The sequence below is a fragment of the Pseudooceanicola sp. LIPI14-2-Ac024 genome (genome assembly GCF_042188925.1).
GTDB lineage: Bacteria > Pseudomonadota > Alphaproteobacteria > Rhodobacterales > Rhodobacteraceae > Pseudooceanicola.
In genome coordinates this window covers 2113752-2139682 of record NZ_CP170102.1, presented here as the reverse complement: position 1 = coordinate 2139682, position 25931 = coordinate 2113752, and the positions used below count along the sequence as shown (strand labels likewise).

The following is a 25931-nucleotide window of genomic DNA, read 5'->3' as shown; positions in this document are numbered from 1 at the left end:
CGTGTTCAGATCGGCCCGGCCTTCCGCGCGGTGGCGGGTGGCGGCGTACCCTCGGCCGTGCGCCTTGGCGGGGCCTTGAGCGCGGGCAGGGCGGCGGCCATGCCGCGGTAGATCCAGACGAGCGGTCGAAAGACCCAGCCGCGCCGGGCGTGGGCCTCGGCAGCGGTTTCGAACAGGGCGCGCCGCGCGGCGGCGTGCCGTTCGTAATGTGTCATACGCGTTTCCTCGCGCCGCGCTCTCCCGGCGCGACGTCGTTCCCCGCGGGCAGGTTAGCAGAACCGCGGCTATCGCGGAAGCTGCGGATGGCCGGTCAGTCGCGTGGCGCGCCGCCCTGGAACCGGTTCTCCTGCGCGTAGTCGCAGGGCGCCTCCTGCATCTGGAGGTGCAGCGAGGTGCCCGTCCAGGGATGCGCGCGGGCAAGGTCCTCGTCGATCTCGAAGCCGAGGCCCGGGGCCGAGGGCGGGACGACGTGGCCGTCCTCGACCGTGATCGCATCCTTGATCAGCGCAGAATGGAACCCGGTCTCGATCGTCTCGATCATCAGGAGGTTCGGGATCGAGGCGGCGAAATGGATGTTGGCGGCCCATTCGACCGGCCCGCAGTAGAGGTGCGGGGCCATCTGGACATTCCACGCCTCGGCCATGGCCGCGATCTTCTTGGCCTCCCAGATGCCGCCCACGCGGCCGAGGGCGGGCTGCAGGATGGTCGCGGCCCCGGTGCGCAGCAGCGTGGCGAATTCGGCCTTGGTGGTCAGCCGCTCGCCCGCCGCGACGGGGATCGAGGTCGCGCGGGCGACCTCGGCCATGCTGTCGGGATTGTCGGGCGGCACCGGTTCCTCGAACCAGAGCGGGTCATAGGGTTCGAGCGCCTGCGCCATGCGGATGGCCCCGGCGGTCGAGAACTGGCCATGCGTGCCAAAGAGCAGGTCGGCCCGGTCGCCGACCGCATCGCGGATCGACCGGCAGAAGGTGGCAGACCGGGTGATGTCGCTGAGCGCGGGCATGTGCCCGCCGCGGATCGTGTAGGGGCCGGCGGGGTCGAACTTGACCGCGGTGTAGCCACGCGCCACGAGGTCCAGCGCGCTTTCCGCCGCCTGGTCGGGATCGTTCCAGAAGCCCGCGACGTCGTGCTGCGGCAGCGGATAGAGGTAGGAATAGGCGCGCAGCCGGTCGTTCATCCGGCCGCCGATCAGCGCATGCACCGGGCGGTCGCGATCCTTGCCGAGGATGTCCCAGCAGGCGATTTCGAGGCCCGAGAAGGCGCCCATCACGGTCAGGTCGGGGCGCTGCGTGAAGCCGCTGGAATAGACGCGGCGGAACATCAGTTCGATGTTCTCGGGGTTCTCGCCCGCCATGTGCCGGTCAAACACGTCGCGGATGACGGCGCTCTGCGCCTCGGGCCCGACCGAGGCGGCATAGACCTCGCCCCAGCCGGTGATCCCGGTGTCGGTCGTGACCTTCACCAGGATCCAGTAGTGCCCGCCCCAGCCCGGAGCGGGCGGGGCGGTGACGATGATATCGAGACTGTCGAGCCTCACCGGATCACTTCATCACGATGACGTTGCGCCGGGCGGTGCCCGTCTTGGTGTTCTCGATCGCCTCGTTGATCTGGTCGAACGCGTAGCGCCCCGAGATCAGTTCGTCCAGTTTCAGGCGGCCCTGCTTGTACAGGTCGATGATCCACGGGATGTCCCGTTTCACCACCACGTCGCCCATCATCGAACCGATGTAGCCCTGGCCCTGGCCTGCCACGACGAGCGGCGAGAAGGTGACCGTCTTGTCGCCATGCGGCAGGCCGACCATGATCACCTTGCCGCCCATCCCGAGGTAGCGGGGCGCCTGTTCGTAGACCGGGGCGGAGCCCACGGTGACGAGAACCACGTCGGCGCCACGGCCGAGGATCTTCTTGACCGCCGACCAGGGTTTCTCACCCCCGGCCGAGACCACGTCGGTCGCGCCGAATTCCTTCGCGACCTCGAGCTTTTCGTCCAGCATGTCGACGGCCACGACGCGCCGCGCGCCGGCGATCACCGCGCCCTGGATCGCGTTCAGCCCGACACCGCCCGCGCCGATGACCACGACGTCCTGGCCCACGCGGATACCGGCGGCCAGCGTGGCGGCACCGACACCGGTGATCACCCCGCAGGAGATCAGCGAGGCGACGTCCTTGGGGATGTCCGCCGGGATCGTGCAGACCTGGCTCTGGTCGACCACGACCTTCTCGGCGAACGCACCACTGGCCATCGCCTGGAAGATCGGCTCGCCATCCTTGGACAGCGGGCCCTTCATCCCGTCATAGGGCGTTTCGCACAGCGTCGGGCGGCCCGAGCCGCAGGTGGTGCACTGGCCGCAGGCGTGGATCAGGGTGACGCAGACCGAGTCGCCGACCGCAACGCCCTTCACGCCGTCGCCCACGCGGGTGACCGTGCCGGCGGCCTCGTGACCGAAGACCGCGGGGAGCGCGCGATTGAAGCCGCCCTGCTGGAAGGAGATGTCGGAATGGCAGATCGCCACCGCGTCGATCTCGACCTCGACCTGGCCCATCTGGGGATCGGCCAGCTGGATCTCCTCGATCACCAGTGGCGTGTTGTGCTCGCGGCAGACGGCGGCCTTGATGGTTTGCATGTCTTTCTCCTCCCGGTTCGACGTGACCTTGTCGGGGAGGGGTTTAGCACGCAAGCGCGAAATTCAATTCCACTTGTCGAAATTTTCGTTGCGTCACGTGGCCGCGTTCCGGTGCGGCGGCGCCCGGCGGTGCAGGCCGGGCGCGGTGGCGCGGTTCAGGCTTCGCGCGCCTTGGCGGCAAAGCGGCGCGCCTCGTGCGGGGCGGCGCCGAGGGCCTGCGCGGGGTCGAAGAGCTCCGCTGTCTCGATCCCGGGCCAAGTCTCGGCGGCGATGTCGCGCAGGTGGCGGTCTTCGGCGATGGCCCGCTTGCAGGCGTCCTTGACGGCGGCCTGTGCCTCGGGGCGGCGCATGTGCTCGGCCAGCCGGAACGACAGCGCCTCGGCGTGGATCAGCCCGGCGCTGGAGGCGAGCGCATCGGCCATGGCGGCGGGCACCGGGGTCAGGCCGGGCGCCAGCTCGCGCGCGGTCTCCAGCGCCGATGCGGCGGAGAGGACAAGCTGCGGCAGGCTGAGCCACTCGGTAAACCACGAGGCGCCGTCGCGTTCTTGTCGCGGATGACCGGCCGAGAGCATCGCGCCGTGCAGCGCCGCCACGTGCCGGGCCAGCGCGAGCAGCGCCGAGGGGCCGACCGGGTTCTGCTTCTGCGGCATGGTCGACGACCCGCCCGAGGTGCCGAGCCGCACCTCGCCGATGCCGGTCTGGGTCGACAGGATCAGGTCCTCGCCCATCTTTCCGAGCGCGGCGGCGAGCCGGGCCATCCAGCCGGTGATGCGCAGCACCGGGCCGCGGTCGGCGTGCCAGGATCGTTGCGGATCGGCAAGGCCGAGCGCCTTGGCCAGTTCCGCCCGGAGCTCTTCCGGGTGCGCGCCGAATTCCGACCCGGTGCCGGCCGCGCCCGAGAGCGACACCGGCAGTTCCTTGCGGATGCCCAGCAGTTCGCTGCGCAGATCGATCAGCGGAAAGCCCCAGTGCGCCACGACCGAACCAAAGCTGACCGGCGTGGCGTGCTGGCCGTAGGTCCGGCCGGGCATCGGCAGATCGGCATAGGCTTCGGCAAGGGTGGCGAGGTCGGACAGCAGCGCGCCAAGGCCTTCATCGAAGAGCGAGAGCGCCTGCCGCAGCCGCAGCATCAGCCCGGTGTCCATGATGTCCTGCGAAGTCGCGCCCCAATGGGCAAACTGCGCGTGTTCGGGGGCCTTCATCTCTTTCCGGAACGCGGCGACGAGGGCCGGGACAGGCACGCCGTTGGTGCCCGTCGCCTCGGCCATCTCGCCGGGGTCGAGCGCCAGTTCCATCGCGGAGCGGTGGATGAAGGCGGCCGACACCTCGGGGATAATCCCGGCCGCGCCCTGCACCTTGGCCAGCGTGCCTTCGACCAGCAGCATGGCGCGGACCTCGGCCCCGTCGGTGAAGAGCCGTCCGATCCCGCCGGTGGGGAAGAGTTTCGCGTAGAGCTGGCTGTCGTGCGGGGAGGCGGCCATCAGAGCCCCTCCGCCGCGCGGAGGATCAGGGCGGCAAGGCCCCGGGGATCGGAGAGGAAGGGGGAATGTCCGGTGGTCATGTCATGCATCTCGGCGCTGCCGTCGCGGGCCATGCGGGCCTGGTCGTCGGACGGGATGACCCGATCCTCGGTGCAGCGGATGTAGGTCTTGGGAATGTCCGCGAAATCCGGCGAAAGGCGGATCGACTCGCCATGCGGGGCAGAGGGTTCGGGGACGATGTGGCCGACGGCCTCCTCGGCCAGGGCGGGATCGACGCCGTTGTAGAGGAAGTGCGCCGCGCCCTCGGTATCGAAGATGTAGGCGCCGTCCCCCGCCCGGCGGAAGCGCGGGCGTTCGGTGGCCGAGAGGCCCTGCATCTTGCCGACCAGCGTGTCACCCTCCTGCGGGAGGAGCGCCGCGACATAGACGAGGCCCTGCACCTTTTCGGGTGCGGCCGCAGCCGCGGCGGAGATCGAGAAGCCGCCGGCGGAATGACCCACCAGCAGGGCGCCGTCGCCCGCCGCGTCGAGGATCACCTGCGCCTGGTCGGCCAGCGTCAGCGTCGCGGGATCGCGGCCGTCGCCGCCACGCCCCGGCATGTCGAGGGCCACGACATCGTGGCCCCCGGCCGCCAGAAGCGGGAGGGTCGCGTGCCAGCACCATTGGTCATGGCACGCCCCGTGGATGAGAAGAATCCGTGTCACAAGTCGAGGAAAACGGTTTCCCCGGCGCCCTGCAAGCGAATGTCGAAGCGATATTCGCCGTCCCCGGTCTTCTTGGCGATCAGCGTGTCCGCGCGGGGCCGCTGTTCGATCCGCTTCAGCAGGGGATCGTCGCCGTTGTCCTCGTCCTCGAAGTAGATGCGGGTCTGCAGGCCCACGTTGATCCCGCGCGCCACGATCCAGAGCGAGATGTGCGGCGCCTGGAAACCGCCGCTGCGCGCGGGCACCTTGCCGGGCTTCACGGTCTTCAGCTCGTACTCCCCGCTTTCGCCATGGGCGGCAAAGCGGCAGAAGCCCGAGACCTTGGGATCGGCGCCCTCCTGGCCGGGGAACTTGCCCGCGGCGTCCGGCTGCCAGCTTTCGATCATCGCGTCGCGCAGCGCCCAGCCGGTGCCGTCGATGACCTGGCCGCGGATGGTGATGACCTCACCCTTGGCGCCGTCCTCGATGGGGGAGGTCCCGATCTCGGTCTCGTAGGCGCCGGCGTTGCCCGCGAAGCTCGGCATGCAGCCGATGTGGACGTAGGGGCCTGCCGTCTGCGACGGAGATTCCTGCAGGATGTCGAGTTTCTGGACCATCACATGCCCTCCAGCTTGTTCTCGAACATGGTCTGGCGACGGCCGCGCAGGACGATGTCGAACTTGTAGGCGAGGAAGTCGAGCGGCCGCGATTTCGCCATGTCGAGGGGCGCCACCAGCCGGTCGAGGTGGCTGCGCTCGCGGATCGTGTTGGCGATCGGGCAAAGGTCGATCAGCGGGTCGCCCTGGAAATACATCTGGGAGATCAGGCGCTGGCCGAAGCTGTGGCCGAAGATCGAGAAGTGGATGTGCATCGGGCGCCAGTCGTTGCCGCGGTTCGGCCAGGGATAGGCGCCGGGGCGGATCGTCAGGAACTCGTAATACCCGTTCTCGTCCGTGATCGTCCGGCCGCAGCCGCCGAAGTTCGGGTCGATCGGGGCAAAGTAGGTGTCCTTCACGTGGCGGTAGCGCCCGCCCGCGTTGGCCTGCCAGATCTCGACCAGGGTGTGCGGCACCGGGCGGCCGAACTCGTCGAGGACGCGACCGTGCACGAGGATGCGTTCACCGACCGCGGGGCTTTCGCCCTTGGTCCAGTTGAGGATCAGGTTGTTGTCGAGCGCGCCGAGCATGTTGTGCCCGAAGCGCGGACCGGTTTCTTCCGACGGGGTCGATTCCATCGACAGAAGGGCCTGGTTCGGGGAACGCGGCACGCTGGTCTTGTAGTCCACCGCGTAGGCCGGGGGGTGGATCTCCCGGTTGCGGGGCACCAGCGGCCCGAGGTCTTCAATCATCTTTCTTGCCCTCCATCTCGGCATATGTGGCCTTGGCGATCTTGATGGCGTGGTTGGCCTTGGGCACCCCCGCGTAGATCGCCACGTGCTGCATGACTTCCTGGATGTCCTTCTTGGTCGCGCCGGTGTTGGCCGTGGCGCGGATGTGCATCGCGACCTCGTCGAAGTTGCCGAGGCCCGCGAGCAGGGCCAGCGTCACCAGCGAGCGTTCGCGTTTCGTCAGCCCGTCCGAGGCCCAGACCGTGCCCCATGCGCCTTCGGTGATCAGTTCCTGGAAGGGCTGGTCGAACTCGGTCTTGGCGGCCTCGGCGCGGTCGACATGGGCGTCGCCCAGCACCGAGCGGCGCACCTTCATGCCGGTTTCGTATTTCTCAGACATGGCCGGTCCCCTTGATGAAGTCGTTCAGGATGCGGGCGTAGTCCTCGGGCTGTTCGACGCAGGGCAGGTGGCCCGCCTTGCGGATCAGCTCGAACCGGGAGCCCGGGATGAGGTCGACGGTTTCGCGCACCAGGTCGGGCGGGGTGGAGCCGTCGTCGGCCCCCGCGATGCCGAGCGCGGGGATGCGCAGGCTGGAGGTCGGGGTGTAGAAATCGGTGCCCGCGATGGCGGCGGAACAGCCGACATAGCCCTCGACCGGGGTGGCCAGCAGCATGTTGCGCCAGGCGTGGAATTCCTCGGTCGCGTGGAACGGCTTGGCGAACCAGCGGTCCATGATCGCATCCGCCAGCGCGGCGATGCCGCCTGCGCGGACGGCCGCGATGCGGTCGTCCCACATCTCCTTGGTGCCGATCTTGGCGCCGGAGTTGGAGATCACCACCGCCCGCACCAGGTCCGGCCGCTTCACCGACAGCCCCTGCGCGATCATCCCGCCGATCGAGAGACCGACGAACAGCGCGTCCTTCACGCCCAGGTGGTCCATCAGCTTCTCGGCGTCCGAGACCAGCGTGCCCATCGAATAGGGCGCCGGCTTCACCTCGCTCAGCCCGTGGCCCCGCTTGTCATAGCGGATGACGCGCAGCCCGGCGGGCAGCTGCGGCACGATCTTGTCCCAGAGCCGGAAGTCGGTCCCGAGAGAGTTGGCAAAGACGATGGGCGCGCCCTGTGGGTCGCCCTCGTCAGCATAGTGGATCTTGATGTCTCCGAGGTCGGCGATCTTCATCAGTACGGAAGCCCCACGTAATTCTCCGCGAGCGACATCTGGGCCACCCGGGAATGTTGCAGATAGTCCAGTTCCGCCTCCTGCATCCGGGCCTCGAAATCGCCGCGGTCGGGGAAGCGGTGGAGGAGCCCCGTCATGCTCCACGAGAAGCGTTCGGATTTCCAGACCCGGGCGAGGGCCTGTTCCGAGTAATGCGTCACGCCGTGGTCGTCGCCCTGATAGGCCTGAACCAGCGCGTGGTAGAGGTAGTGCACGTCCGAGACGGCCAGGTTCAGCCCCTTCGCCCCGGTCGGCGGCACGATGTGCGCGGCATCGCCGACCAGGAACAGGCGGCCCCATTTCATCGGCTCGGCGACGAACGATCGCAGCGGCGCGATGCTCTTCTCGATCGACGGGCCGGTCTCGATGCTCTCGGCGGCCTCGGCGGGGATCCGGCGCTTCAGCTCGTCCCAGAAGGCGTCGTCGGACCATTGCTCGACCTTATCGGTCAGCGGCACCTGCACGTAGTAGCGCGACAGATGCGCGTTTCGCATCGAGCAGAGCGCAAAGCCGCGGCTATGCTGGGCATAGATCAACTCTTCCGAGACCGGCTTTGTCTCGGACAGGATCCCGAGCCAGCCGAAGGGATAGACCCGCTTGAATTCCTTCAGCACCGTGTCCGGGATGGTCTGACGCGACACGCCGTGAAAGCCGTCGCAGCCCGCCACCCAGTCGCAATCCAGCCGATGTTCGGTGCCGTCCAGCGTGTAGGTCACGTGGGGCGCGTCGGTGTCGGCGCCGTGGATCACCACACCCTCGACCCCGTGGATCACCTTGCCGTCCATCTGGTCGCGCGCCTCGTAGAGGTCGCGGGTCACCTCGGTCTGGCCGTAGACCATCACCTGTTTGCCGACGAGGTCCTTGAAATCGATGCGAAAGCCTTCGTTCCGGCAGGCGAGGTAGGTGCCGTCATGGGGAAAGCCCTCGGCGTCCATGCGCGCACCGACCCCGGCCTCGCGCAGCATCTCGACCGTGCCCCATTCCAGAACGCCCGCGCGGATGCGGCTGAGCACGTAGTCCCGGCTCTGCCGTTCCAGCACAACGGTGTCTATTCCGGCGCGATGCAACAGTTGCGACAGCAGCAGACCCGAAGGTCCGCCGCCGATGATGGCGACCTGACAACGCATGAGAACCTCCCCTGTTCGCACGGCGCAGGGTGGTGAATTTGGTTGGCAATGTCAATCAAATTCGCGACAAACGCCGCTTTCGGCTATTTCCCGCGCGACTCCAGCGCCCTTGCGAACATGGCCGGATCGACGTTTCCGCCGGACACGACCACCACCACCGCATCGCCCTCGATCTGGTCCTGCCGGGTCAGCGCGGCGGCCAGCGCCACGGCGCCGCCGGGCTCGGCCACGATCTTGAGCCGCAGGAACGCCTCGGCCACGGCCGACAGCGCCTCGTCATCGCTGACGGCAAGTCCCGGACCGCAGAGGGACGAGAGGATCGGGAAAGTCAGGTTGCCGGGCTGGGGCGTCACGATGGCATCGCAGATCGACCCGCCCATCCGGTTGTTGCGCTGGATCGCCCCGGCCGACAGCGAGCGGGCGACGTCATCGAAGCCCTCGGGCTCCACCGGGCGCACCCGCAGGCCCGGCGCGCGGTCCGACAGTGCCAGCGCGATGCCCGAGGTCAGGCCGCCGCCGCCGCAGCAGACCAGGACGTCTGCGGTCTCGACGCCTTCCTCGGCCGCCTGTTCCGCGATCTCGAGCCCGGTCGTGCCCTGGCCGGCGATCACCATCGGCTCGTCGAAGGGCTTGACCAGCGTCAGGCCGCGCGCCGCCGCCATCTCGGCCCCGATCTGGTCGCGGTCTTCCTTCTCGCGGTCATATAGCACCACCTCGGCGCCATAGGCGCGGGTGTTCGCGATCTTCAGCGCGGGCGCGTCGGCGGGCATGATGATGACCGAGGGCACGCCATGGCTCCGCGCCGCCCAGGCCACCCCCTGCGCGTGGTTGCCCGAGGAGAACGCGATCACGCCCTTGGCGCGGACGTCCGGGGCCAGCGCCGAGATCGCGGACCATGCGCCGCGTGCCTTGAACGATCCGGTGTGCTGCAGGCATTCCGGCTTCACCAGCACGCGCCGCCCGGCGATCTCGTCGATGAAGGGCGAGGACAGCAGCGGGGTGCGCCGCAGGTGGCCCGCGGTCCGGGTTGCGGCGGCCTCGATATCGGCCACCGTGATTGCGAAGTCGGTCATTTCATCTGCTCCAGCCATGCCGTCAGCGCCGCCAGCGCCTCGGGTTCGTCAAGAAAGGGAATATGGGCGCGGTCGGGCACCTCGGCCACGATCAGGTCCGGGTTGCGCCGGGCCATCTCGGACACGGTCGCGTCGGTCAGCAGGTCCGAGTTGACGCCGTGGATCACCGCGCAGGGCAGGGGCGCGACGGCGTCGAAAAGCGGCCAGAGCGCGATCGTCTCGGCCACCTCGGGCCCGGCGGTGACAACGGCGGCGAGCGCCGGGTCGTAGTTGATCTTCAACCCCTCCGGCGTGTCCCGGGTGGTGTTTCGGACATCCGCCATCCAGCGGTCGAGCGGCACGCCCGGGAAGGCCGTCGCATTGGCCTGCTGGCGAAAGGCCGCGGCCTCCTCGACCGATTTCTGCGCCGGGTCGCGCCCGATGTAGTCGCGGATCGCCTGCAGGCCCGCGCCGTTCACCTCGGCCCCCACGTCGTTCAGGGCGAGGCCCATCAGCCGGTCCTTCGCCGTGGCCGCCATCATCATCCCGATCAACCCGCCGCGCGAGGTGCCCAGCACCGCCACCTTGTCGATCCCCAGCAGGTCCAGGAGTGCCAGAGCATCCCGCATCTCGACGCCGACATCGTAGGTCTCGGGGGGCGACCAGTCGGACTTGCCCCGCCCGCGGTAATCCATGCGGATCATCCGTACACCCGCCAGGTGCGGCGCGACGAAGTCGAAGTCGCGGGCATTCCGGGTGAGCCCGGAGAGGCAGAGCAGTGGCAGGCCTTCGCCCGCCTCCTCGTACCAGAGCCGGATGCCGTCAGGCGCGGTGAAATGCGGCATCAGAAGACCCCCAGGTCAGGCACGCCCGACAGGTCGGACAGGACATGCCGCGGCTGGCCCGGCAGGCGATCGACCGGTTCGCCCCGGCGGTTGACCCAGAGCGTGACAAAACCGTAGGCCGCCGCCGCCGCCGCGTCCCAGCCGTTGGACGAGACGAATAGGACCTCCTCGGGCCGGGTGCCGAAACGCTGTCCGACGAGGTCGTAGACCGCGCGCGCCGGTTTGAAGACACCGACGCTCTCGACCGAAAGGCAGTCGTCCAGCACGTCCCCTATCCCGGCCGAGGCGACGGCGTCGCCCAGCATCCCGGGCGAACCGTTGGACAGGATCGCGGTTGCAAGCCCGCGCGCCTTCAGCGCGGCCAGCAAGGCCGGCACCTCGGGGTAGGCCTCCAGGTCGCGGTAAAGCGCCAGCAACCGGTCGCGCAGGGCCGCGTCGCCGTCCAGCGCGTGCTTCTCCAGCGACCAGTCCAGCGCGTCCTGCGTGACCTGCCAGAAATCCGTGTGGTCCCCGGCCACGGCGCGCAGCCAGGAATAGGACAGCTGCTTGATCCGCCAATCCTCGGCCAGCGCCTGCCAGCAGGCGGCCAGACGCGCCCGCCCCGGTTCCGCGGCGGCGGCGCGCGCGGCGGCGGCCACGTCGAACAGGGTTCCGTAGGCGTCAAAGACGCAGGTGGTCACAGTCATGCCCGGCCCTCCCTTTCGGCTGCCGCGCGACCCTGCCACGCGGCGCGGCGGGGCGGAAGGGGCGGTTTGCAATATGGGGACGCGGCGCTTAGGTTGGACGGCAAGACCGGGCAACCCGTAGAGATCGGCCCCGGCAAACTCACCCCTGACATGATTCATGATTGGAGCCGCCATGAGCGCAGCAAAACCGGGCGATACCGTCCGCATTCACTATACCGGCACCCTGGCCGACGGCACGACCTTCGACAGCTCGGACGGCCGCGACCCGCTGGAATTCACCGTGGGCTCGGGCCAGATCATCCCCGGCCTCGACAAGGCGATCCCCGGCATGACCGTCGGCGACAAGAAGACGGTCGAGGTGCCCTGCGCCGAGGCCTACGGCGAGCGCGAGCCGGGCGCGATGCAATCCGTCCCGCGCGACCAGATCCCGGCCGAGATCGAGGTCCAGCCCGGCCTGCAGCTGCAGGTGCAGACGCCGCAGGGCCAGGTGATGCCCGTGACGGTGGCCGAGGTGACCGAGACCGAGGTGACGCTCGACGCGAACCACCCGCTCGCCGGGCGCGACTTGACCTTTGCCATCGAGCTGGTCGAGATCGCCTGACACATTTTGGCTGACCCTCCGGTCCGCCCCGCGCTAGGCTTGCGCCGGGGCGATGACCGGAGGGACGTCATGAACGAGAGAATTGCGGCGATCCGCGATCGCATCCACGCGCTCGAAGACGAGCTGGAAGGCGAATACCACCGGCAGCGGCTGCTCTTTCACTACCACGTGGAAAGCGGACGGGTGCGGTTCGACCGCGCGGTCCTGCAGCGCCACCGCGACATGCGGCAGAGGCTTCTCGCCTTCATCACAGGCGCCCCGCTGCGGCACATCCTGACCGCGCCGGTGATCTATTCCCTCATCGTTCCCTTCGCGCTGCTCGACCTCTGGGTCTCGCTCTACCAGGCGGTCTGTTTCCCTGCCTACGGCATCCCGATGGTGAAACGGTCTGAGTTCATCCGCATCGACCGGCACAAGCTGGGCTATCTCAATTCGATCCAGAAGCTGAACTGCGTCTATTGCGGCTACGTGAACGGGCTGATCGCCTATGTTGCCGAGGTCGCCGGCCGGACCGAGGCCTACTGGTGCCCGATCAAGCACGCGATGCGCGTGCGCGGCCGGCACCGCCACTATGCCGGTTTCATGGATTACGGCGATGCCGATGGCTACGCCAGCGGCGTCGAGGCCTCCCGCAGCCGCATCCAGAAGGTGGACGCGCGGAAGGACTAGCCTGCGCCGGTCCTTCCTCTGGTCCCGTATCCCGGGGGTCCGGGGGCAGCGCCCCCGGGTTTTGCCACGGGCTCAGCCGTTGGCGGCGATGAGCTCGGCCTGCTTCACGATCACCTCGGCCTGCTTGATCGAGGCGATGTCGACCAGCCGTCCCTTGTAGACCACCGCGCCGGCGCCGGATTTCGTCGCCTCCTCCATCGCGGCGAGGATTTCCTTCGCCTCGGTCACCTTGTGCTCGGGCGGGGTGAAGACCTCGTTCGCCAGCGCCACCTGCTTGGGATGGATCGCCCACTTGCCGACCATGCCGAGCGTCGCGGACCGCAGCGCCTGCGCGCGGAAGCCCTCGTCGTCCGAGAAGTCGCCGAAGGGCCCGTCGACCGGCAGCAGGCCGTGGGTCCGGCACGACGCGACGATCGCCGCCTGCGCCCAGTGCCACGGGTCGGACCAGTATTTCTGGCCCTCGCGGAGCATGTAGTAATCCTCCTGCGTGCCGCCGATCCCGGTGGTCTGCATGCCCATCGAGGCGGCGAAATCCGCGGCGCCGAGGCTCATGGCTTCCAGTCGCGGCGAGGCGGCGGCAATCTGTTCCACGTGGGCGATGCCGGCGGCGCTTTCGATGATCACCTCGAACTTGATCGGCTTCGTGCGGCCCTTGGCCTTCTCGACCGCGGTGACGAGGGCGTCGACCGCGTAGATGTCCTCGGCGCAGCCGACCTTGGGGATCATGATCATGTCGAGCCGGTCGCTCGACTGTTCCAGCAGGTCGACCACGTCGCGGTACCAGTAGGGCGTGTCGAGCCCGTTGATCCGCACCGACAGCGTCTTGCGGCCCCAGTCGATGTCGCCGATCGCCTCGACCGCCAGCTTGCGCGCCATCTCCTTGTCGTCGGGCGCGACGGCATCCTCGAGGTCGAGGTTGATCACGTCCGCGGCCGAGGCCGCCATCTTCGGCGGCAGCTTGGTGTTCGAGGCCGGGCCGAACAGCTGGCAGCGGTTCGGGCGGGCGGCGGGCTGGGGCTGGATGCGGAAGGACATGGCGGAACCTCTCGGCAATGAAATTACGAAATCTTCGGGGTCCGGGTTATGAAATTGCGCGCATCGCTGCAAGGGGCTTTCGCGGCTGCAGCATCGCGCCGAAGGAGGATGGGCGTGCGCCCCGCCCCGTGCGACCGCGTGCCGGCGGCGCATGGCGCGCGCGAAGCGGACATCCCGCGGTTCGCGAAAGTTTCTTCGCGGGAAGTGCCGGGATTTCGGACAATCTTGCGTGCTGCGGTGCGGAAACGCTCAAATTGCAAAGCAATCCCGCGGCGAATCCTGTTTCCTGCGCAGCAACGAATTCTCCTGACGAGGACTGCCATGATCGAGACCCCGTATCTTCTGTTCCTGGGCGACGCGCCCGACCCGCTGGCCGCCAAGGTGGCGCAGGGCATCCGCGATTGGCGTCCCGACAATGCCGTCGGCCAGTTCCGGATGGACGGATGCAAGGCCGACATGAAGCTGCCCGACATGACCCTGGCCGAGGCCAAGGCGGCGGGCGCCAAGACGCTGGTGATCGGCGTGGCGAACCGTGGCGGCGTGATCTCCCAGGCGTGGAAGAAGGTGCTGATCGCGGCGCTGGAAGAGGGCTTCGACCTCGCCTCCGGCCTGCACAACCTGCTGCGCGACGAACCCGACCTCAAGGCCGTCGCCGAGGCGACGGGCCGCAAGCTGCACGACGTGCGCGTGCCGTCGGTCAAGTACCCGATCGCCAACGGCGAGAAGCGGACCGGCAAGCGCTGCCTGGCCGTCGGCACCGACTGCTCGGTCGGCAAGATGTATACCGCGCTGGCGATGGACCGCGTGATGAAGGAGCGCGGGCTGAAATCCTCGTTCCGCGCAACCGGCCAGACCGGCATCCTGATCACCGGCGAGGGCGTGCCGCTCGATGCCGTGATCGCCGACTTCATGGCCGGTGCGGTGGAATGGCTGACGCCCGACAACGACGCCGACCACTGGGACATGATCGAGGGGCAGGGCAGCCTGTTCCACGTCTCCTACTCCGGCGTGACGATGGCGCTGGTGCACGGCGGACAGCCGGATGCGCTGGTGATCTGCCACGAGCCGACCCGCGACCACATGCGCGGCCTGCCGGGTTACAAGCTGCCCTCGCTCGAGGCGGTGCGTGACATGGCGCTGGAACTGGCCAAGGTCGCCAACCCGGATTGCAGGGTGATTGGCGTCTCGGTCAACACCCAGCACCTGGGTGAGGACGAGGCCCGCGCCTACCTGGCCGAGGTCGAGGCACGGATGGGTCTTCCGGCGGTCGATCCCTACCGCCACGGCGCCGACCGGCTGGTGGACGCGCTCGCCGTGATCTGATCCAAAGGGGCGCGGGCAAGCCCGCGCACATCATCTATGACAGGGCGAGGGGGCTTTGCCCCTCGCGCTCCCCCAGGATATGAGACCAGAGGAAGGCCGGGCCATTGGATATTTCGGTTAAGGCAGAGACGTTCCGGCTGGCGCAGGTGTTCACCATCTCGCGCGGGTCGCGGACCGAGGCGAAGGTGCTGACGGTCAAGGTGACCGACGGCGGCGTGAGCGGCTGGGGCGAATGCGTGCCCTACGCGCGCTACGACGAGACGCTGGAGAGCGTGACCGAGGAGATCGAGGGGCTGCCTGCCGCCTTCACCCGGGCCGAGCTGCAGGGCCTGTTGCCCGCGGGCGCCGCGCGGAACGCGGTGGACTGCGCGCTCTGGGACCTCGAGTGCAAGCGCGCGGGCCAGCGGGCCTGGGACCTCGCCGGGCTGCCGGTGCCGGGACCCGAGATCACCGCCTACACCCTGTCGCTGGCCGAACCGGCCGAGATGGAGGCGCAGGCCGCCAAGAACGCGCACCGGCCGCTTCTGAAAATCAAGCTCGGCACGCCCGACGACATGCCCCGGCTCGAGGCCGTGCGGCGCGGGGCGCCGAAATCGAAGATCATCGTCGATGCGAACGAGGGCTGGTCGGCGCCGGTCTATGCCGACCTCGCGCCGCACCTGGTGCGCCTCGGCGTGGCGCTGGTGGAGCAGCCGCTGCCCGCGGGCGACGACGCGGCGCTGATCGGGATGGACCGCCCGGTGCCGGTCTGCGCCGACGAAAGCTGCCATGACCGCGCCAGCCTGCCCAAGCTCAAGGGCAAGTACGACGTGGTGAACATCAAGCTCGACAAGACCGGCGGCCTGACCGAGGCGCTGGCCCTGCGCGAGGCCGCGCTGGCCGAGGGTTACGAGATCATGGTCGGCTGCATGGTGGGCACCTCGCTCGCCATGGCGCCCGCCACGCTGCTGGCGCAGGGGGCGATGGTGACCGATCTTGACGGCCCGCTGCTTCTGGCGGAAGACCGCGACGCGCCGCTGCGTTTCGATGAAAAGGGCGTCTACCCGCCCGAAGCGACCCTCTGGGGCTGACAGGACATTTAGGAGACTGATGATGAGCCGCACCGTCTACGTGAACGGGGACTACCTGCCCGAGGAAGAGGCCAAGGTGTCGATCTTCGACCGCGGCTTCCTGATGGCCGACGGCGTCTACGAGGTGACGAGCGTCCTGGACGGCAAGCTGGTCGATTTCGAGGGTCACGCCAAGCGGCTTGAGCGCTCGCTGAAGGAGCTCGACATGGCCGCGCCCTGCACCATGGACGAACTGCTGGAGATCCACCGCGAGCTGGTCAGGGCGAACGGGATCGAGGAGGGGATGATCTATCTCCAGATCACCCGCGGCGCGCCCGGCGACCGGGACTTCGTGTTCCCCGATCCGGCGACGACGCCCTCGACCATCGTGCTCTTCACCCAGTCGAAGCCCGGCCTCGCCGACAACCCGGTGGCGAAGACCGGCATCAGCGTGATCTCAATCGAGGACATCCGCTGGGGCCGCCGCGACATCAAGACGGTGCAGCTGCTCTACCCCTCGATGGGCAAGATGATGGCCAAGAAGGCGGGCGCCGATGATGCCTGGCTGGTCGAGGACGGGATGGTGACCGAGGGCACCTCGAACAACGCCTACATCGTGAAGGGCGGCAAGATCATCACCCGCGCGCTGTCGAACGAGATCCTGCACGGGATCACCCGCGCCGCCGTCCTGCGGTTCGCCCGCGAGGCGCAGATGGAGGTCGAGGAGCGGTCCTTCACCATCGACGAGGCCAAGGATGCGGACGAGGCGTTCTTCACCTCGGCCTCGGCCTTCGTGATGCCGGTGGTCCGGATCGACGGCGCCGAGGTCGGCACCGGCAAGCCGGGGCCGGTCGCTGCGCGGCTGCGGGAAATCTACCTGGACGAAAGCCGCAAGGCGGCTGTCTGAACCCGGATCGCGCGGCGCCCGTGGCGCCTGCAGGCGGGACCTGACGGCACGATGCAAACGGGGTCGCACGGGGGTGCGGCCCCGTCTTCGCGTGGGCCACGTTGCGGCGCGGCACGTCAACGTGAAGGGCGCGCGGCTTGTCCCGGCGCGGGATGGCCGCAAGTCTGGTGCAGGTGCCAGGCTCTGCGTGGCACGGCAGAGAAGGAGAACCCAGATGAAACGCATTGGACGTGTCACGCCCGTCCTCGCGGTGGCCGTTGCGGTGGTTTCCGCGGGTGCCGTGATGGCGCAGGACGCCCGGACGGGCCGGGCCGTCGCGCCAGCCACCGACGAGGTTGGCCGGGTGGTCGGGCAGGTGACCCAGGCCGACCGGGTCGAGGTGGTGCCGACTCGCAGCGTCTATGACCCGTACGAGGCCTACATGATCGGCCAGCCGACCGTGCGTCAGTACGTGTTCGAGCGGGACGCAAGCGCCGATACCCTGGGCGGCAATCCCAAGGACGAGGCGGCGCGGCTGCGCTGAAAGGCCCCCCTGACAGCCACGGGCCGCCCCTTGTCCAAGGGGCGGCCCGTGGCATGCCTGGTTCCCGCCGCCGGCCCAGGGGTGGGAGAAATCCGGCGGCGGGTCCGGTGCGCGGCCCAGCGGGGCGGGAGGCCCCATGACCGGCGTCCGGAAAGCCCGGCGGGCGCTTGGGTTCAGGTTCCGCGCCCGCCGGGAAGCCCCTAGCGCAGCGGCCGCACCAGGCAGGACGATGTGCCGAGCGCCAGGACCCGGCCCTTGGCGTCCACCGCGCGGCCCTCGGCCGTGGCGATCTGGCGGCCGCGCGTCAGCACCCGTCCGGTCACCGTGACCTCGCCGGTGTCGGCGGTGATCGCCTTGACGAACTTCACGTCGGTGTCGAGCGAGACATAGCCCTCGCCCGCGGCAAGGGTGGTCTGCACCGAGCAGCCGAGCGCCGAGTCGAGCAGGGTCATCACCCAGCCGCCGTGCACGATCCCCATGGGGTTGTAGAAGGCGTCGGTGGGTGTGCCGCGGAACTCGGCCTCTCCCTCGCTGACGGTGGTCAGGATGAAATTCAGAGTCTCGGCCATGGTCGGGGCGGGAAGCTCTCCGGCTAGCATGGCGTTCAGCATCTCGAGCCCGGTGAGGCCGGCGACCTGGTCGGGACGGGCCAGGCCGAAGCTCACGGGCTGGATGGACTGGGAAAGGGTCATCGGCTAGCATCCATTTGTATGGCTATGCATCTAAAATCCATGCATATGCATCGAAGTCAAGGGAAGACTGTGGCGGAGGCGGAAATGTGCGCGGAAGAGATCGAGACGACAGAGGCGGTCGAAGAGCTTCTGACCGGCAGTTGCTACTGCCTGGCGCTGCGCCGGGCGTCGCGGCGGCTGATCCGTCGATACGACGCGGTGCTGGCCGAGCACGGGCTGACGATCGCGCAATTTTCGCTGTTGCCGTGGATCCACGTGATGAAGCGCCCGACGGTGCAGCGGCTGGCCGACAAGACCGAGATGGACCAGTCGACGCTGTCACGCGGGCTGGCGCTGCTGGAGCGCGACGGGCTGGTGACCTCGGACGTCGATCCCGAGGACCGCCGCCAGCGGATCCTGCGCCTCACGGAAGAGGGGGCGCGGCGCATGGTGGCGGCCTCGGAGGCATGGAAGGCCGCGCAGGACGAGGTCGCCCGTGACATGGGCGCCGAGGATATCCTGTCGCTGATGCAGGGTGTCGACCGGCTGGGCCGGTAGGCGCGGCCACCGGTCCATGCGCCTTGTGCAATCCTGCACATACTGCTTAGCAAATTAATCTGAACTGTTCAGTTTAGTAGTAAATACGACGCTATGAGGCCCATAAACGACATCATCGGTGCGTTTCGTAACGGTTTTGTGAAATTCATGATCTGGCGCAAAATCGGGAAACTTTGCCTCAAGCAGCTGAAATATAATGAATATCCTTTCAAGGCACCGCCAAGAAACCTTGTTCATCCGGCGTTCCCTTGTCTCTGTGCGTAAATCTTGAAGGTTCCGCCGAAGAGGGCCACATCCCCGTCAGTCGAGGGCAAACAACCCGCCCTCGCAGACAAAAGGATGAAAGACATGAAACTCGCAACCCTGACTTCCGGCGCACTCGCAACCGTCCTCCTCGCTGGCTCGGCCCTGGCCTATGCCCCGGCAGATGCCAACGTTCCGACCCGCGAATACGAAGTGGGTGTCGTGACGGCAGAGCCGACCACCGGCGAAGCCATCAAGGTCGACACCGCGTCGGTCTACTCCCCGCGTGAACAGGCCCTGATCGGCCAGGACACCGTGAACCAGTACGTCTTCTCGTCGAACGAGAACGCACAGGGCAAGACCGCGGCTCAGTACCGCTGATCGGCATGACGTGCCGAGGTGATCTCTCAGGCGCCCGACGGTGGGTGCCCCTGGTGCTGGCGGCGGGGCTCAGCCTCTCCGCCAGCGCTGCCGCGGCCTACATCGGCCCGGATGCAGAAGATCCCCCTACGGATGGGGGCTGAGCGAGTTGAGCCAGCCCCTTCCGTTGCCGGCCCCCGCCACCGTGATCGACATGACGACCCGCCAGGACGGCGAGGCACCGGTCACCGACGCGCGGGACTGACGGCGCCCCTTTTTCTACTGACGTTTCATCTGGATCGCCGGGAACCACACGCCCGGAACGATCCTGATGTCGATTCTGCCCCGCGGCTCGAACCCGAGCGCGCGGTAGAACGGCTGGGCGGTCAGCGTGCTCTGACAATGCAGCACGTCGACGCCCGCCGCCTCGGCCGAGGCGAACACCTTCTCCATCAGCTTGCGCCCCATCCCCGCCCCGGCATGGTCCGGATCGGTGGCGACGTGGCGCACGTGCCCCTCGCCGCGCCGGCCCGCCGCGCCGTGCGGCGAGGCGTCGGTCCAGCCGCCGGCCGCCAGCGGGCGGCCGTCGTCATCCACCGCGACGAAATAGGTCCCGCAGCGCATCAGGCGCGGGTTGGCACGGGTCAGGTAGGGCAGGGCATCCCGCAGCACCTGCGGCGCGTAGTCCGGCGCCAGGAGCGCCCTGTAGGACCGCGCAAGCAGCGTCGAGACCCGGTCGAGGTCTCCGGGAACGGCGGGTCGGATCGTGATCGTGGGGGCCATGTGGGGTTTCCTCTGCCCGTGTGGGGGGGGAGGCGCAACCCTGGAAGCAAAAGAGCCGCGCTTCTGTGGCGCGGCTCTGCATCGTCTTGTCGGAGGGGGCGATCTTACTTGATCTTGCCTTCCTTGTATTCGACGTGCTTCCGCGCGACGGGGTCGTACTTTCGTACGGTCATCTTCTCGGTCATGGTACGGGCGTTCTTCTTGGTCACGTAGAAGTGGCCCGTGCCCGCGGACGAGTTCAGGCGGATCTTGATGGTGGTCGGCTTCGCCATTGTGCTGTCTCCTGCGGCGGGACGGGTGGTGGCCCCGCGAAATCTCTTGAACTGCGCCTTTTACTCAAGGTCGGGGGCGAGTCAACTCCCCACGGCGCAAAAAGGGGATTTTCCGCCGTTCAACCGAACGGCAATCCCTTGAACACCCCGGTCAGGGTTGTCGAGGTGATGAACCCGCGTTCGACCGCGATGCGGATCGCCTCGGCATTCGTGGTCACGCCCAGCACCTTCCGCGCGCCCTTCAGCCGGTGCACCACGGCGGTGCGGGAAATTCCCAGCTCGCCGCAGATCTGGTCATAAGTCAGCCCGGTCTCGAGCAGCTGCAGCACCTCCTGCTGGTGGCTCTTGAGGCCCGGCAGCCGTGCGACCACGGCGTGCAGGCGCAGGAACACGTCGAAGATGGCGTCGATCTCGGGGTCCGAGAATTCCCTGTCCGCCCGCCCCGCCGTCCCGAGCGACCGCGACTCGCGCGGGCCGGTGCTCAGCGTCAGGCCGAAGCGATAGCCGAATCGCGCCGCCTCTCCCATCACGCCCAACGGATCCTGCAGGTCGATCTCGGACCAACGGGCAGTTCCGGTGTTGGCAATGCCCCAGACCACGCCGGGATCGGCGAGGATGAACTTGTTCAGCGCATAGTGGATCCGCCAATCCTCGCGGTAGGTGCCGCGCACGATGGTCGGTCGGGAATACCGAAAATGAAAGCCGCAATTGTACCCGTCCTCGCAAAGCGAATCCATTTCCAGGAACAATGGGGTCAGTTCGTCCATACGTTTGCGTCTTTCCGTTCAATGATGGATGATCACAATTCTCGATGGATAACAACTCTGACGCGACGGTGCGGTTGCCGGGAATTTGATTTTCTTCGATCAATTACCCTGGGGAGTGGGGTTCTACGTTTATGGTTTCCCTTACGTCATAGTCCTTTGGGTCTATTGTCCACACTTTAGCGTGGCAACGGCGGCACTCGCCTTTCGCGATATCGGCGTTGCCGTGCCGAGAACCGCGCAGTCGGCGGACTTTCGCCTTCTATTATGGGCGACCGGCGCGGGCCGGGCGCCTGCGCCTTTTCCGACCGCCAGCCCGGAGCCGTGTTTCGAAAGTGGGGGGTGAGTATGTCGGACGACAGTTTTGGCGTCGAACGGAGCGATGAAACCATCGTGCCGCGCAAAAGCCTGTGGATTGCCCTCGGGCTTACCGTTCTATTCGGGCCGGTCGGGCTTTTCTATTCCACTATCGTCGGTGGCATCTTCATGACGTCGATTGCCGTGATCATCATCGGCGTGACCCGGGATACCGGCGTGCTGTTGATCTGGCCGGTCTGCATCGCCTGGGGATTGATGGAGGCGGTCCGAGTGCCGCGCAGCCACCGGAAATTCCATTAGACCTCAGGCGGTTTCGGTGTCGATCCAGATCGTCACCGGGCCGTCGTTGACCAGCGACACCTTCATGTCGGCCCCGAAGCGGCCGGTTTCGACACTGGGGCCAAGCGCGGCGAGCGCGGCGGCAAAGGCCCGGTAGAGCCGGTTCGCCTCGTCCGGGGCGGCGGCGCCGGAAAATCCCGGCCGGTTGCCGCGCCGGGTGTCGGCGGCCAGCGTGAACTGGCTGACCACAAGTGCCGCGCCCCCGGTGTCGAGCAGCGCGCGGTTCATCTTGCCCGCCTCGTCCTCGAAGATGCGCAGCTTGGCGATCTTGGCCGCCAGCTTCTCTCCGACCGCCTCGTCGTCGCCAGGCACGGCGCAGACCAGGATCAGCAGGCCGGCACCGCACTGACCGACCACCTCGCCGTCGATCCGCACCGCCGCCTCGGACACCCTCTGGATCAATGCGCGCATGGTTCAGCCCCGCATGTCGAGGATTTCGGACAGCGGTGCCCGTTCGGTGCGGAAGGCGTTCGCCGGGTGGTCGCGATCCTCGTAGCCGAAGGTGATCGCGCAGAGGATCAGCCGATCCTCGGGAATCGCGAAGTGGTCGCGCAGCAGGGGCGCATGGGCCGCGACGGCCGCCTGCGGGATGCAGCCCAGGCCAAGCGCCTCGGCGGCCAGGCAGAAGGCCAGGATGAAGCCGCCGCAGTCCATCGCGCCGTAGGGGCCCAGCTCGGCCCCAGAGGTCAGGATCGCGGTGTGCGGCGCACCGAACAGGCGGAAGTTCTCCATCGCCTGCCGCGCCGATCCCTCGCGGTCGCCCTTTTCCACCCCGACCGCCTCGTAGAGCTGCCAGCCGCAGGTGCGCCGCCGGTCGCGGTGTTGGCCGGTGTAGCCCTCGGGAAAGGCCATGTCGGGATGCCCGCCTTCGGTCGAGGTGGGGCTGGCCAGCATCTTTTGCCGCAGCGCCTCGGTCTCGTCCGGGCGGGTGACGATCACCTGCCAGGGCTGGGAATTGCACCAGGACGGCGCGCGCCCCGCGGTCTGCACCAGCGTCTCGATCACCGCGTCGGGCACGACCTCGTCGGTGAAGGCGCGGCAGGAATGCCGGCTGGTCAGCAGCCCGGCGAGGGTGTCGAGGGAGTGGGTGTCTTTCATCATTCTCATCCTGACTGCGATACGAGGAGGAACAGGATCACGAAGATCAGCGCCACCGCGACGGCGCCCGCGATCTTCCATGCCGAGTAGGGCCGTTCGCCCTGCACCCGCCCGGTGCGGCCGTTGACCACGAAGCGGTAGGTCCTGCCCTGGAACTTGTAGGCCGCCAGCCATACCGGCAGCAGGACATGCTTGAAGGTCACGTCGGAAATCCGGGTGTCGATGCCGTTGACCTGCTGCGCGTCGCCGCCGATGTCGAACTTCACGTCGCGCAGGATGACCTGGTCCATCTTGGCGCGGGCCTCGGTGTAGCCGTCTTCCAGCTCCACCTGGTAGGCCTCGGCCCGGAACCCGGCCAGGAACTGCGGCCGGTAGGGCTCCAGCGCCGAGAGGTCCCAGGGTTCCAGCCCGTCGGTGTAGGTCTTGGGCAGCGAGCGCGAGGCCAGCACCACCACGTCGTCGAAGAACCGCGCGACCCGCCCCGAGGCGGGATGCCAGCGGATCTTCTGCACCTGGATGGTCTGCCGCTTGCCGTCACGCATGACGCTCTGCGACTCGTAGTAGATCGTGCCGCGCGCGCCGGTGTAGTCCGACCGGGTCTGCGCATCGAAGGTCCAGTAGGGGACGTAGATGCCCTGCATCCTGCGCCCCTTGCGGGCATAGTCCTTGAGCCCGTTCGGCGCGAACCACAGCGCGCCCAGCCAGTCCGACATAGCCCTGCGCGCCGTCGCCTCGTCCAGGGCGAAGGGCAGCACGCCGCGCGGCTTGATGTGCCGGTTGACCCCGGTGTCAGTGACGACGGGCGTGGCGCAGAACGGGCATTCGGTGGCGTGGATGTCGGGGTCGAACTCCACCTCGGCGCCGCAGTTGGGGCATTTCGAGGTGCGGGTCTCCTCGACCTCCATCGCGGGCAGCTTCGCCTCGAGCGCGGCGCGGAAATCCAGCTCCTGGATCGTCTGGACCTGCGGCGCGGGCGTCTCGACGGTTTCGGTGTTGCCGCAGAAATCGCAGATCAGCTGGCCCGATGCGGGGTCGTACCGGTAATCCGCTCCGCAGTTCGGGCAGGGAAAGCGATGCTCCGCGCGGGCGTCTGCGGGGGCGGTGTCGGGCGGCATGAAGAAGTCTCGGTTGCGGCAGCGGAACGGGGCCCACCTTCGGCGCGGTGCCCTGGATGGTCAAGGCCGGCCCGGAGCGGACCGGCCGCGGCTCAGGCGCCCGGCGGGGGCGGCGGCATCACGGTGAATAGCTGGGCCAGTTCGGCCACGTCCTCGGCCCGCTTCCAGCCGTCCTGCCCGGCGGTCCAGACCAGCGTCTCGCGGGTCAGCCCGCCCTCGGTCACCATCCGGCCAAGCCGCGCCTTGCTGAAGGGGCCGGTGGTCTGGCCGTTCTCGGCGATGTGCCAGACATGCTCGACGGGTGGCGGCGGCGGGGGCGGGGTGGCGGCCACCGGTGCCGCGGCGGGGGGCTGTTGCGCGGGCATCGAGCCCCACGGCCCCTGGCGGCCCAGGGCGGCGCCCATGGCCATGCCCATGCCCGCCCCGATCCCGGCCCCCATGCCGGAGTTCGGCGTCTCGGCCGCCTTGCCCATGGCCTCGGCCGCGGCGAACTGCGTGTACTTGCCCAGGTCGCCGACGATCCCCATCGAGGTGCGCTTGTCCAGCACCTCCTCGACCGCGGGCGGGAGCGAGATGTTCTCGACGTAGAGCTCCGGCATCTCCATCCCGTACTGGGACAGCGTGCCGCCGATCTCCTTCGCCACCAGCTTGCCCAGGTCGCGGGTGTTGGCCGCCATGTCGAGCACCGGGATCCCCGACGAGGCGACGACGCGCGAGAATTCCTGCACGATGATGTTGCGGACCTGGAAGCTGATCTCGTCCATCGTGAATTCGCCGTCGGTGCCGACGATTTCCTGCATGAAGCGCGCCGGGTCGGTGACGCGCACCGTGTAGGTGCCAAAGGCGCGCAGGCGGACGGGGCCGAATTCCGGATCGCGGCAGATGATCGGGTTCTTGGTGCCCCACTTGAGGTCGGTGAAGCGGGTGGTGTTGACGAAGTAGATCTCGGACTTGAACGGCGACTTGAAGCCGTGGTCCCAGTGCTGCAGCGTCGTCATGATCGGCATGTTGTTGGTCTCGAGCATGTAGAGACCCGGGGTGAAGACGTCGGCCAGCTGTCCCTCGTGGACAAAGACCGCCGCCTGGCCCTCGCGCACCGTCAGCTTGGCGCCGTACTTGATCGCGTAGCCCTGCCGTTCGAACCGCCAGACCAGCGTGTCGCGGGTGTCGTCGGTCCAGTGGATGACGTCGATGAATTCGCCGCTCAGGAAATCGAAAATGCCCATGGTGACCTCGAAATGGCTTCTGCCCTAGCTATGGCAGGTTTCGTCGGGGCAGGGAACCGCGCGGGCCCCCTGCGTTCAGCTTGGCCCGCCGGTCAGCGAGGCCGCGATTTCGGACACGATCGGCCGGGCCTCGTCGGGCGTCATGCCCGGGCGCAGGCGCGGATCGTAGAGCATCCTGAGCAGCATCTCGTCATGCGTCGTCAGCAATGCAAATTCGTCGTCGTCGTTGAAGATCGACGGCCGCGCCTCGGGGCTGTCGTTGGCCAGCCCGAGGCCCTGGGCCATCTCCTCGTGATAGCAGCTCTCGCGCATCAGGTCGGGATGCTCGGCCCGGACAAAGGCGATCGCGCGGCGGTACTCGTAATCCGACCCGCCGCCGGAAAAGGCGACGACGAGGCAGTGGATCGACCGGGGCAGGGTGCGGAAGATGTCGAGCGACCCGTCGCTGATCGACGGCACCAGCTGCCGGATCCGGCGCAGGGCGTCGTCGCGGTCATCCTCGCCCATCACCAGCACGTGGAAGTTCGCGGGGCCGCGCGTCACCGTCACAGAATGGCCGGTGACACGTGACAGGCGGGCGGCGTAGTCGGTCACCGTCTGGCGGTCGAGCGCGCGCTGGGCCTCGGGCACGGTGGCCCCGAACTCGACCCCGATGCGCACCGGTCCGGACCAGCGGCGCAGGTGCGACGGCGCATCTGACACCGCCTGCAGGCCGCCGCCGCGGGCGTATTCGTCGTAGAGCGCCACCCGCTCGAAGTTCTGCGCCAGCTGCCGGGCGTTGAACGGCGTGTCGATGCCGCCGCCGTCCTGCCGCAACAGGCCCTGCGCCAGCAGGTCGGCCTGCACGCGGGAATAATACTGTCGCAGCTCCTGCGAGCGTTCCGAGGGTTCGGCCACCTCGGACGGCGGCGGCACCAGCCCCGGTGGCCTGAGCCGCGGCGTCATCGAGGGGGCGGTGACTTCGGCACAGCCCGCCAGAACGGCGGCGGCCAGCGCCGCCGAAAGGATCGCAGGTTTGACGCGCACGATCTG

The 25931-nt window shown here is 68.1% G+C and carries 32 protein-coding genes; 9 read left to right on the top strand and 23 right to left on the bottom strand.

The genetic code is table 11. From position 1 onward, the window contains the following. Nucleotides 1-5: 5 nt before the first annotated feature. From ACE2AC_RS10525 to ACE2AC_RS10465, 13 genes are all read right to left on the bottom strand, one after another. Nucleotides 6-215 carry a hypothetical protein gene (locus ACE2AC_RS10525; RefSeq protein ID WP_375692046.1) on the bottom strand — a complete coding sequence of 70 codons (210 nt, stop codon included), beginning with the start codon at nucleotides 213-215 and terminating at the stop codon, nucleotides 6-8. A 95-nt stretch (nucleotides 216-310) separates the two neighbouring features. Beyond that, entirely contained in the window at nucleotides 311-1537 is a 1227-nt protein-coding gene (locus ACE2AC_RS10520) for a mandelate racemase/muconate lactonizing enzyme family protein (RefSeq protein WP_375692045.1), read from the bottom strand. 4 nt (nucleotides 1538-1541) lie between these two features. Then, nucleotides 1542-2624 carry a zinc-binding dehydrogenase gene (locus ACE2AC_RS10515; protein ID WP_375692044.1) on the bottom strand — a complete coding sequence of 361 codons (1083 nt, stop codon included), beginning with the start codon at nucleotides 2622-2624 and terminating at the stop codon, nucleotides 1542-1544. Nucleotides 2625-2779: 155 nt separating this feature from the next. Further along, complete coding sequence (locus tag ACE2AC_RS10510) at nucleotides 2780-4105, bottom strand: adenylosuccinate lyase family protein (RefSeq protein ID WP_375692043.1); 1326 nt, start codon at nucleotides 4103-4105, stop codon at nucleotides 2780-2782. Next, a complete protein-coding gene (locus tag ACE2AC_RS10505; RefSeq protein WP_375692042.1) occupies nucleotides 4105-4809 on the bottom strand; it encodes an alpha/beta fold hydrolase in 705 nt (234 codons plus the stop codon). Before ACE2AC_RS10505 ends, ACE2AC_RS10510 begins: the two co-directional genes overlap by 1 nt. Next, a complete protein-coding gene (gene pcaG / locus ACE2AC_RS10500) occupies nucleotides 4806-5405 on the bottom strand; it encodes a protocatechuate 3,4-dioxygenase subunit alpha (RefSeq protein WP_375692041.1) in 600 nt (199 codons plus the stop codon). Before pcaG ends, ACE2AC_RS10505 begins: the two co-directional genes overlap by 4 nt. Continuing rightward, nucleotides 5405-6136 (bottom strand): protocatechuate 3,4-dioxygenase subunit beta, encoded by a 732-nt coding sequence (pcaH, locus tag ACE2AC_RS10495; RefSeq protein ID WP_375692040.1) that lies wholly within the window; start codon nucleotides 6134-6136, stop codon nucleotides 5405-5407. Before pcaH ends, pcaG begins: the two co-directional genes overlap by 1 nt. Beyond that, nucleotides 6129-6515: a 4-carboxymuconolactone decarboxylase gene (gene pcaC, locus ACE2AC_RS10490; RefSeq protein ID WP_375692039.1), complete on the bottom strand. Its 387-nt coding sequence runs from the start codon at nucleotides 6513-6515 to the stop codon at nucleotides 6129-6131. The genes pcaH and pcaC overlap by 8 nt, the downstream gene beginning before the upstream one ends. Further along, entirely contained in the window at nucleotides 6508-7296 is a 789-nt protein-coding gene (gene pcaD / locus ACE2AC_RS10485) for a 3-oxoadipate enol-lactonase (RefSeq protein WP_375692038.1), read from the bottom strand. The genes pcaC and pcaD overlap by 8 nt, the downstream gene beginning before the upstream one ends. After that, a complete protein-coding gene (gene pobA / locus ACE2AC_RS10480) occupies nucleotides 7296-8462 on the bottom strand; it encodes a 4-hydroxybenzoate 3-monooxygenase (RefSeq protein WP_375692037.1) in 1167 nt (388 codons plus the stop codon). Before pobA ends, pcaD begins: the two co-directional genes overlap by 1 nt. Nucleotides 8463-8545: 83 nt before the next feature. Beyond that, entirely contained in the window at nucleotides 8546-9535 is a 990-nt protein-coding gene (locus tag ACE2AC_RS10475; RefSeq protein ID WP_375692036.1) for a threonine/serine dehydratase, read from the bottom strand. Next, nucleotides 9532-10359: an alpha/beta fold hydrolase gene (locus tag ACE2AC_RS10470; RefSeq protein ID WP_375692035.1), complete on the bottom strand. Its 828-nt coding sequence runs from the start codon at nucleotides 10357-10359 to the stop codon at nucleotides 9532-9534. Before ACE2AC_RS10470 ends, ACE2AC_RS10475 begins: the two co-directional genes overlap by 4 nt. Then, nucleotides 10359-11045: a haloacid dehalogenase type II gene (locus ACE2AC_RS10465; protein WP_375692034.1), complete on the bottom strand. Its 687-nt coding sequence runs from the start codon at nucleotides 11043-11045 to the stop codon at nucleotides 10359-10361. The genes ACE2AC_RS10470 and ACE2AC_RS10465 overlap by 1 nt, the downstream gene beginning before the upstream one ends. Before the next feature lie 172 nt (nucleotides 11046-11217). Here ACE2AC_RS10465 and ACE2AC_RS10460 point away from each other — a divergent pair, with 172 nt between their 5' ends. Together ACE2AC_RS10460 and ACE2AC_RS10455 are read left to right on the top strand one after the other, a co-directional pair. Continuing rightward, on the top strand, nucleotides 11218-11646 hold the full coding sequence (locus ACE2AC_RS10460) for a peptidylprolyl isomerase (RefSeq protein WP_375692033.1): 429 nt from the start codon (nucleotides 11218-11220) through the stop codon (nucleotides 11644-11646). Between the two features lie 69 nt (nucleotides 11647-11715). Then, the gene (locus ACE2AC_RS10455) at nucleotides 11716-12315 is read left to right on the top strand and encodes a hypothetical protein (RefSeq protein ID WP_375692032.1); all 600 of its coding nucleotides are present in this window, start codon (nucleotides 11716-11718) and stop codon (nucleotides 12313-12315) included. Nucleotides 12316-12387: 72 nt separating this feature from the next. Here the strand turns inward: ACE2AC_RS10455 and ACE2AC_RS10450 are convergent, their stop codons facing one another. Next, nucleotides 12388-13350 (bottom strand): L-malyl-CoA/beta-methylmalyl-CoA lyase, encoded by a 963-nt coding sequence (locus ACE2AC_RS10450; RefSeq protein ID WP_375692031.1) that lies wholly within the window; start codon nucleotides 13348-13350, stop codon nucleotides 12388-12390. A gap of 321 nt (nucleotides 13351-13671) precedes the next feature. Here ACE2AC_RS10450 and dgcN point away from each other — a divergent pair, with 321 nt between their 5' ends. The 4 genes from dgcN (at nucleotide 13672) to ACE2AC_RS10430 (ending at nucleotide 17152) form a co-directional block, all read left to right on the top strand. After that, nucleotides 13672-14673 carry an N-acetyltransferase DgcN gene (gene dgcN, locus ACE2AC_RS10445; RefSeq protein ID WP_375692030.1) on the top strand — a complete coding sequence of 334 codons (1002 nt, stop codon included), beginning with the start codon at nucleotides 13672-13674 and terminating at the stop codon, nucleotides 14671-14673. A 104-nt stretch (nucleotides 14674-14777) separates the two neighbouring features. Next, entirely contained in the window at nucleotides 14778-15743 is a 966-nt protein-coding gene (gene dgcA, locus ACE2AC_RS10440; RefSeq protein WP_375692029.1) for an N-acetyl-D-Glu racemase DgcA, read from the top strand. Nucleotides 15744-15765: 22 nt separating this feature from the next. Then, nucleotides 15766-16629 carry a D-amino-acid transaminase gene (locus ACE2AC_RS10435; protein WP_375692028.1) on the top strand — a complete coding sequence of 288 codons (864 nt, stop codon included), beginning with the start codon at nucleotides 15766-15768 and terminating at the stop codon, nucleotides 16627-16629. Nucleotides 16630-16843: 214 nt separating this feature from the next. Continuing rightward, complete coding sequence (locus tag ACE2AC_RS10430) at nucleotides 16844-17152, top strand: hypothetical protein (protein ID WP_375692027.1); 309 nt, start codon at nucleotides 16844-16846, stop codon at nucleotides 17150-17152. A 200-nt stretch (nucleotides 17153-17352) separates the two neighbouring features. On the opposite strand, the gene ACE2AC_RS10425 is transcribed toward ACE2AC_RS10430, so the two are convergent. Continuing rightward, entirely contained in the window at nucleotides 17353-17844 is a 492-nt protein-coding gene (locus tag ACE2AC_RS10425; protein WP_375692026.1) for a PaaI family thioesterase, read from the bottom strand. Between the two features lie 84 nt (nucleotides 17845-17928). Here ACE2AC_RS10425 and ACE2AC_RS10420 point away from each other — a divergent pair, with 84 nt between their 5' ends. Both ACE2AC_RS10420 and ACE2AC_RS10415 read left to right on the top strand, forming a co-directional pair. Continuing rightward, a complete protein-coding gene (locus ACE2AC_RS10420; protein WP_375692025.1) occupies nucleotides 17929-18381 on the top strand; it encodes a MarR family winged helix-turn-helix transcriptional regulator in 453 nt (150 codons plus the stop codon). Nucleotides 18382-18729: 348 nt separating this feature from the next. Further along, entirely contained in the window at nucleotides 18730-19005 is a 276-nt protein-coding gene (locus ACE2AC_RS10415) for a hypothetical protein (RefSeq protein ID WP_375692024.1), read from the top strand. 258 nt (nucleotides 19006-19263) lie between these two features. On the opposite strand, the gene ACE2AC_RS10410 is transcribed toward ACE2AC_RS10415, so the two are convergent. The 3 genes from ACE2AC_RS10410 to ACE2AC_RS10400 all read right to left on the bottom strand — a co-directional run bounded on the left by ACE2AC_RS10410 (nucleotide 19264) and on the right by ACE2AC_RS10400 (nucleotide 20806). Beyond that, nucleotides 19264-19767, bottom strand: coding sequence for a GNAT family N-acetyltransferase (locus ACE2AC_RS10410; RefSeq protein ID WP_375692023.1), 504 nt, complete (start codon nucleotides 19765-19767; stop codon nucleotides 19264-19266). A 104-nt stretch (nucleotides 19768-19871) separates the two neighbouring features. Further along, complete coding sequence (gene rpmG, locus ACE2AC_RS10405; RefSeq protein ID WP_008885060.1) at nucleotides 19872-20039, bottom strand: 50S ribosomal protein L33; 168 nt, start codon at nucleotides 20037-20039, stop codon at nucleotides 19872-19874. A 119-nt stretch (nucleotides 20040-20158) separates the two neighbouring features. After that, nucleotides 20159-20806, bottom strand: a complete 648-nt coding sequence (locus ACE2AC_RS10400; RefSeq protein ID WP_375692022.1) for a helix-turn-helix transcriptional regulator — start codon at nucleotides 20804-20806, stop codon at nucleotides 20159-20161. Between the two features lie 345 nt (nucleotides 20807-21151). On the opposite strand from ACE2AC_RS10400, the gene ACE2AC_RS10395 reads away from it, so the two are divergent. Further along, nucleotides 21152-21421 (top strand): hypothetical protein, encoded by a 270-nt coding sequence (locus tag ACE2AC_RS10395; RefSeq protein WP_375692021.1) that lies wholly within the window; start codon nucleotides 21152-21154, stop codon nucleotides 21419-21421. Between the two features lie 3 nt (nucleotides 21422-21424). Here ACE2AC_RS10395 and dtd read toward each other — a convergent pair whose 3' ends face one another. From dtd to ACE2AC_RS10370, 5 genes are all read right to left on the bottom strand, one after another. Continuing rightward, complete coding sequence (gene dtd, locus ACE2AC_RS10390) at nucleotides 21425-21871, bottom strand: D-aminoacyl-tRNA deacylase (RefSeq protein WP_375692020.1); 447 nt, start codon at nucleotides 21869-21871, stop codon at nucleotides 21425-21427. A 3-nt stretch (nucleotides 21872-21874) separates the two neighbouring features. Continuing rightward, nucleotides 21875-22558 carry a nitroreductase gene (locus ACE2AC_RS10385; RefSeq protein ID WP_375692019.1) on the bottom strand — a complete coding sequence of 228 codons (684 nt, stop codon included), beginning with the start codon at nucleotides 22556-22558 and terminating at the stop codon, nucleotides 21875-21877. Nucleotides 22559-22563: 5 nt separating this feature from the next. After that, nucleotides 22564-23673 carry a TFIIB-type zinc finger domain-containing protein gene (locus ACE2AC_RS10380; protein WP_375692018.1) on the bottom strand — a complete coding sequence of 370 codons (1110 nt, stop codon included), beginning with the start codon at nucleotides 23671-23673 and terminating at the stop codon, nucleotides 22564-22566. Nucleotides 23674-23765: 92 nt separating this feature from the next. Beyond that, nucleotides 23766-24899, bottom strand: a complete 1134-nt coding sequence (locus tag ACE2AC_RS10375; protein ID WP_375692017.1) for an SPFH domain-containing protein — start codon at nucleotides 24897-24899, stop codon at nucleotides 23766-23768. A 75-nt stretch (nucleotides 24900-24974) separates the two neighbouring features. Beyond that, entirely contained in the window at nucleotides 24975-25928 is a 954-nt protein-coding gene (locus tag ACE2AC_RS10370; RefSeq protein WP_375692093.1) for a DUF2927 domain-containing protein, read from the bottom strand. Nucleotides 25929-25931 lie beyond the last annotated feature (3 nt).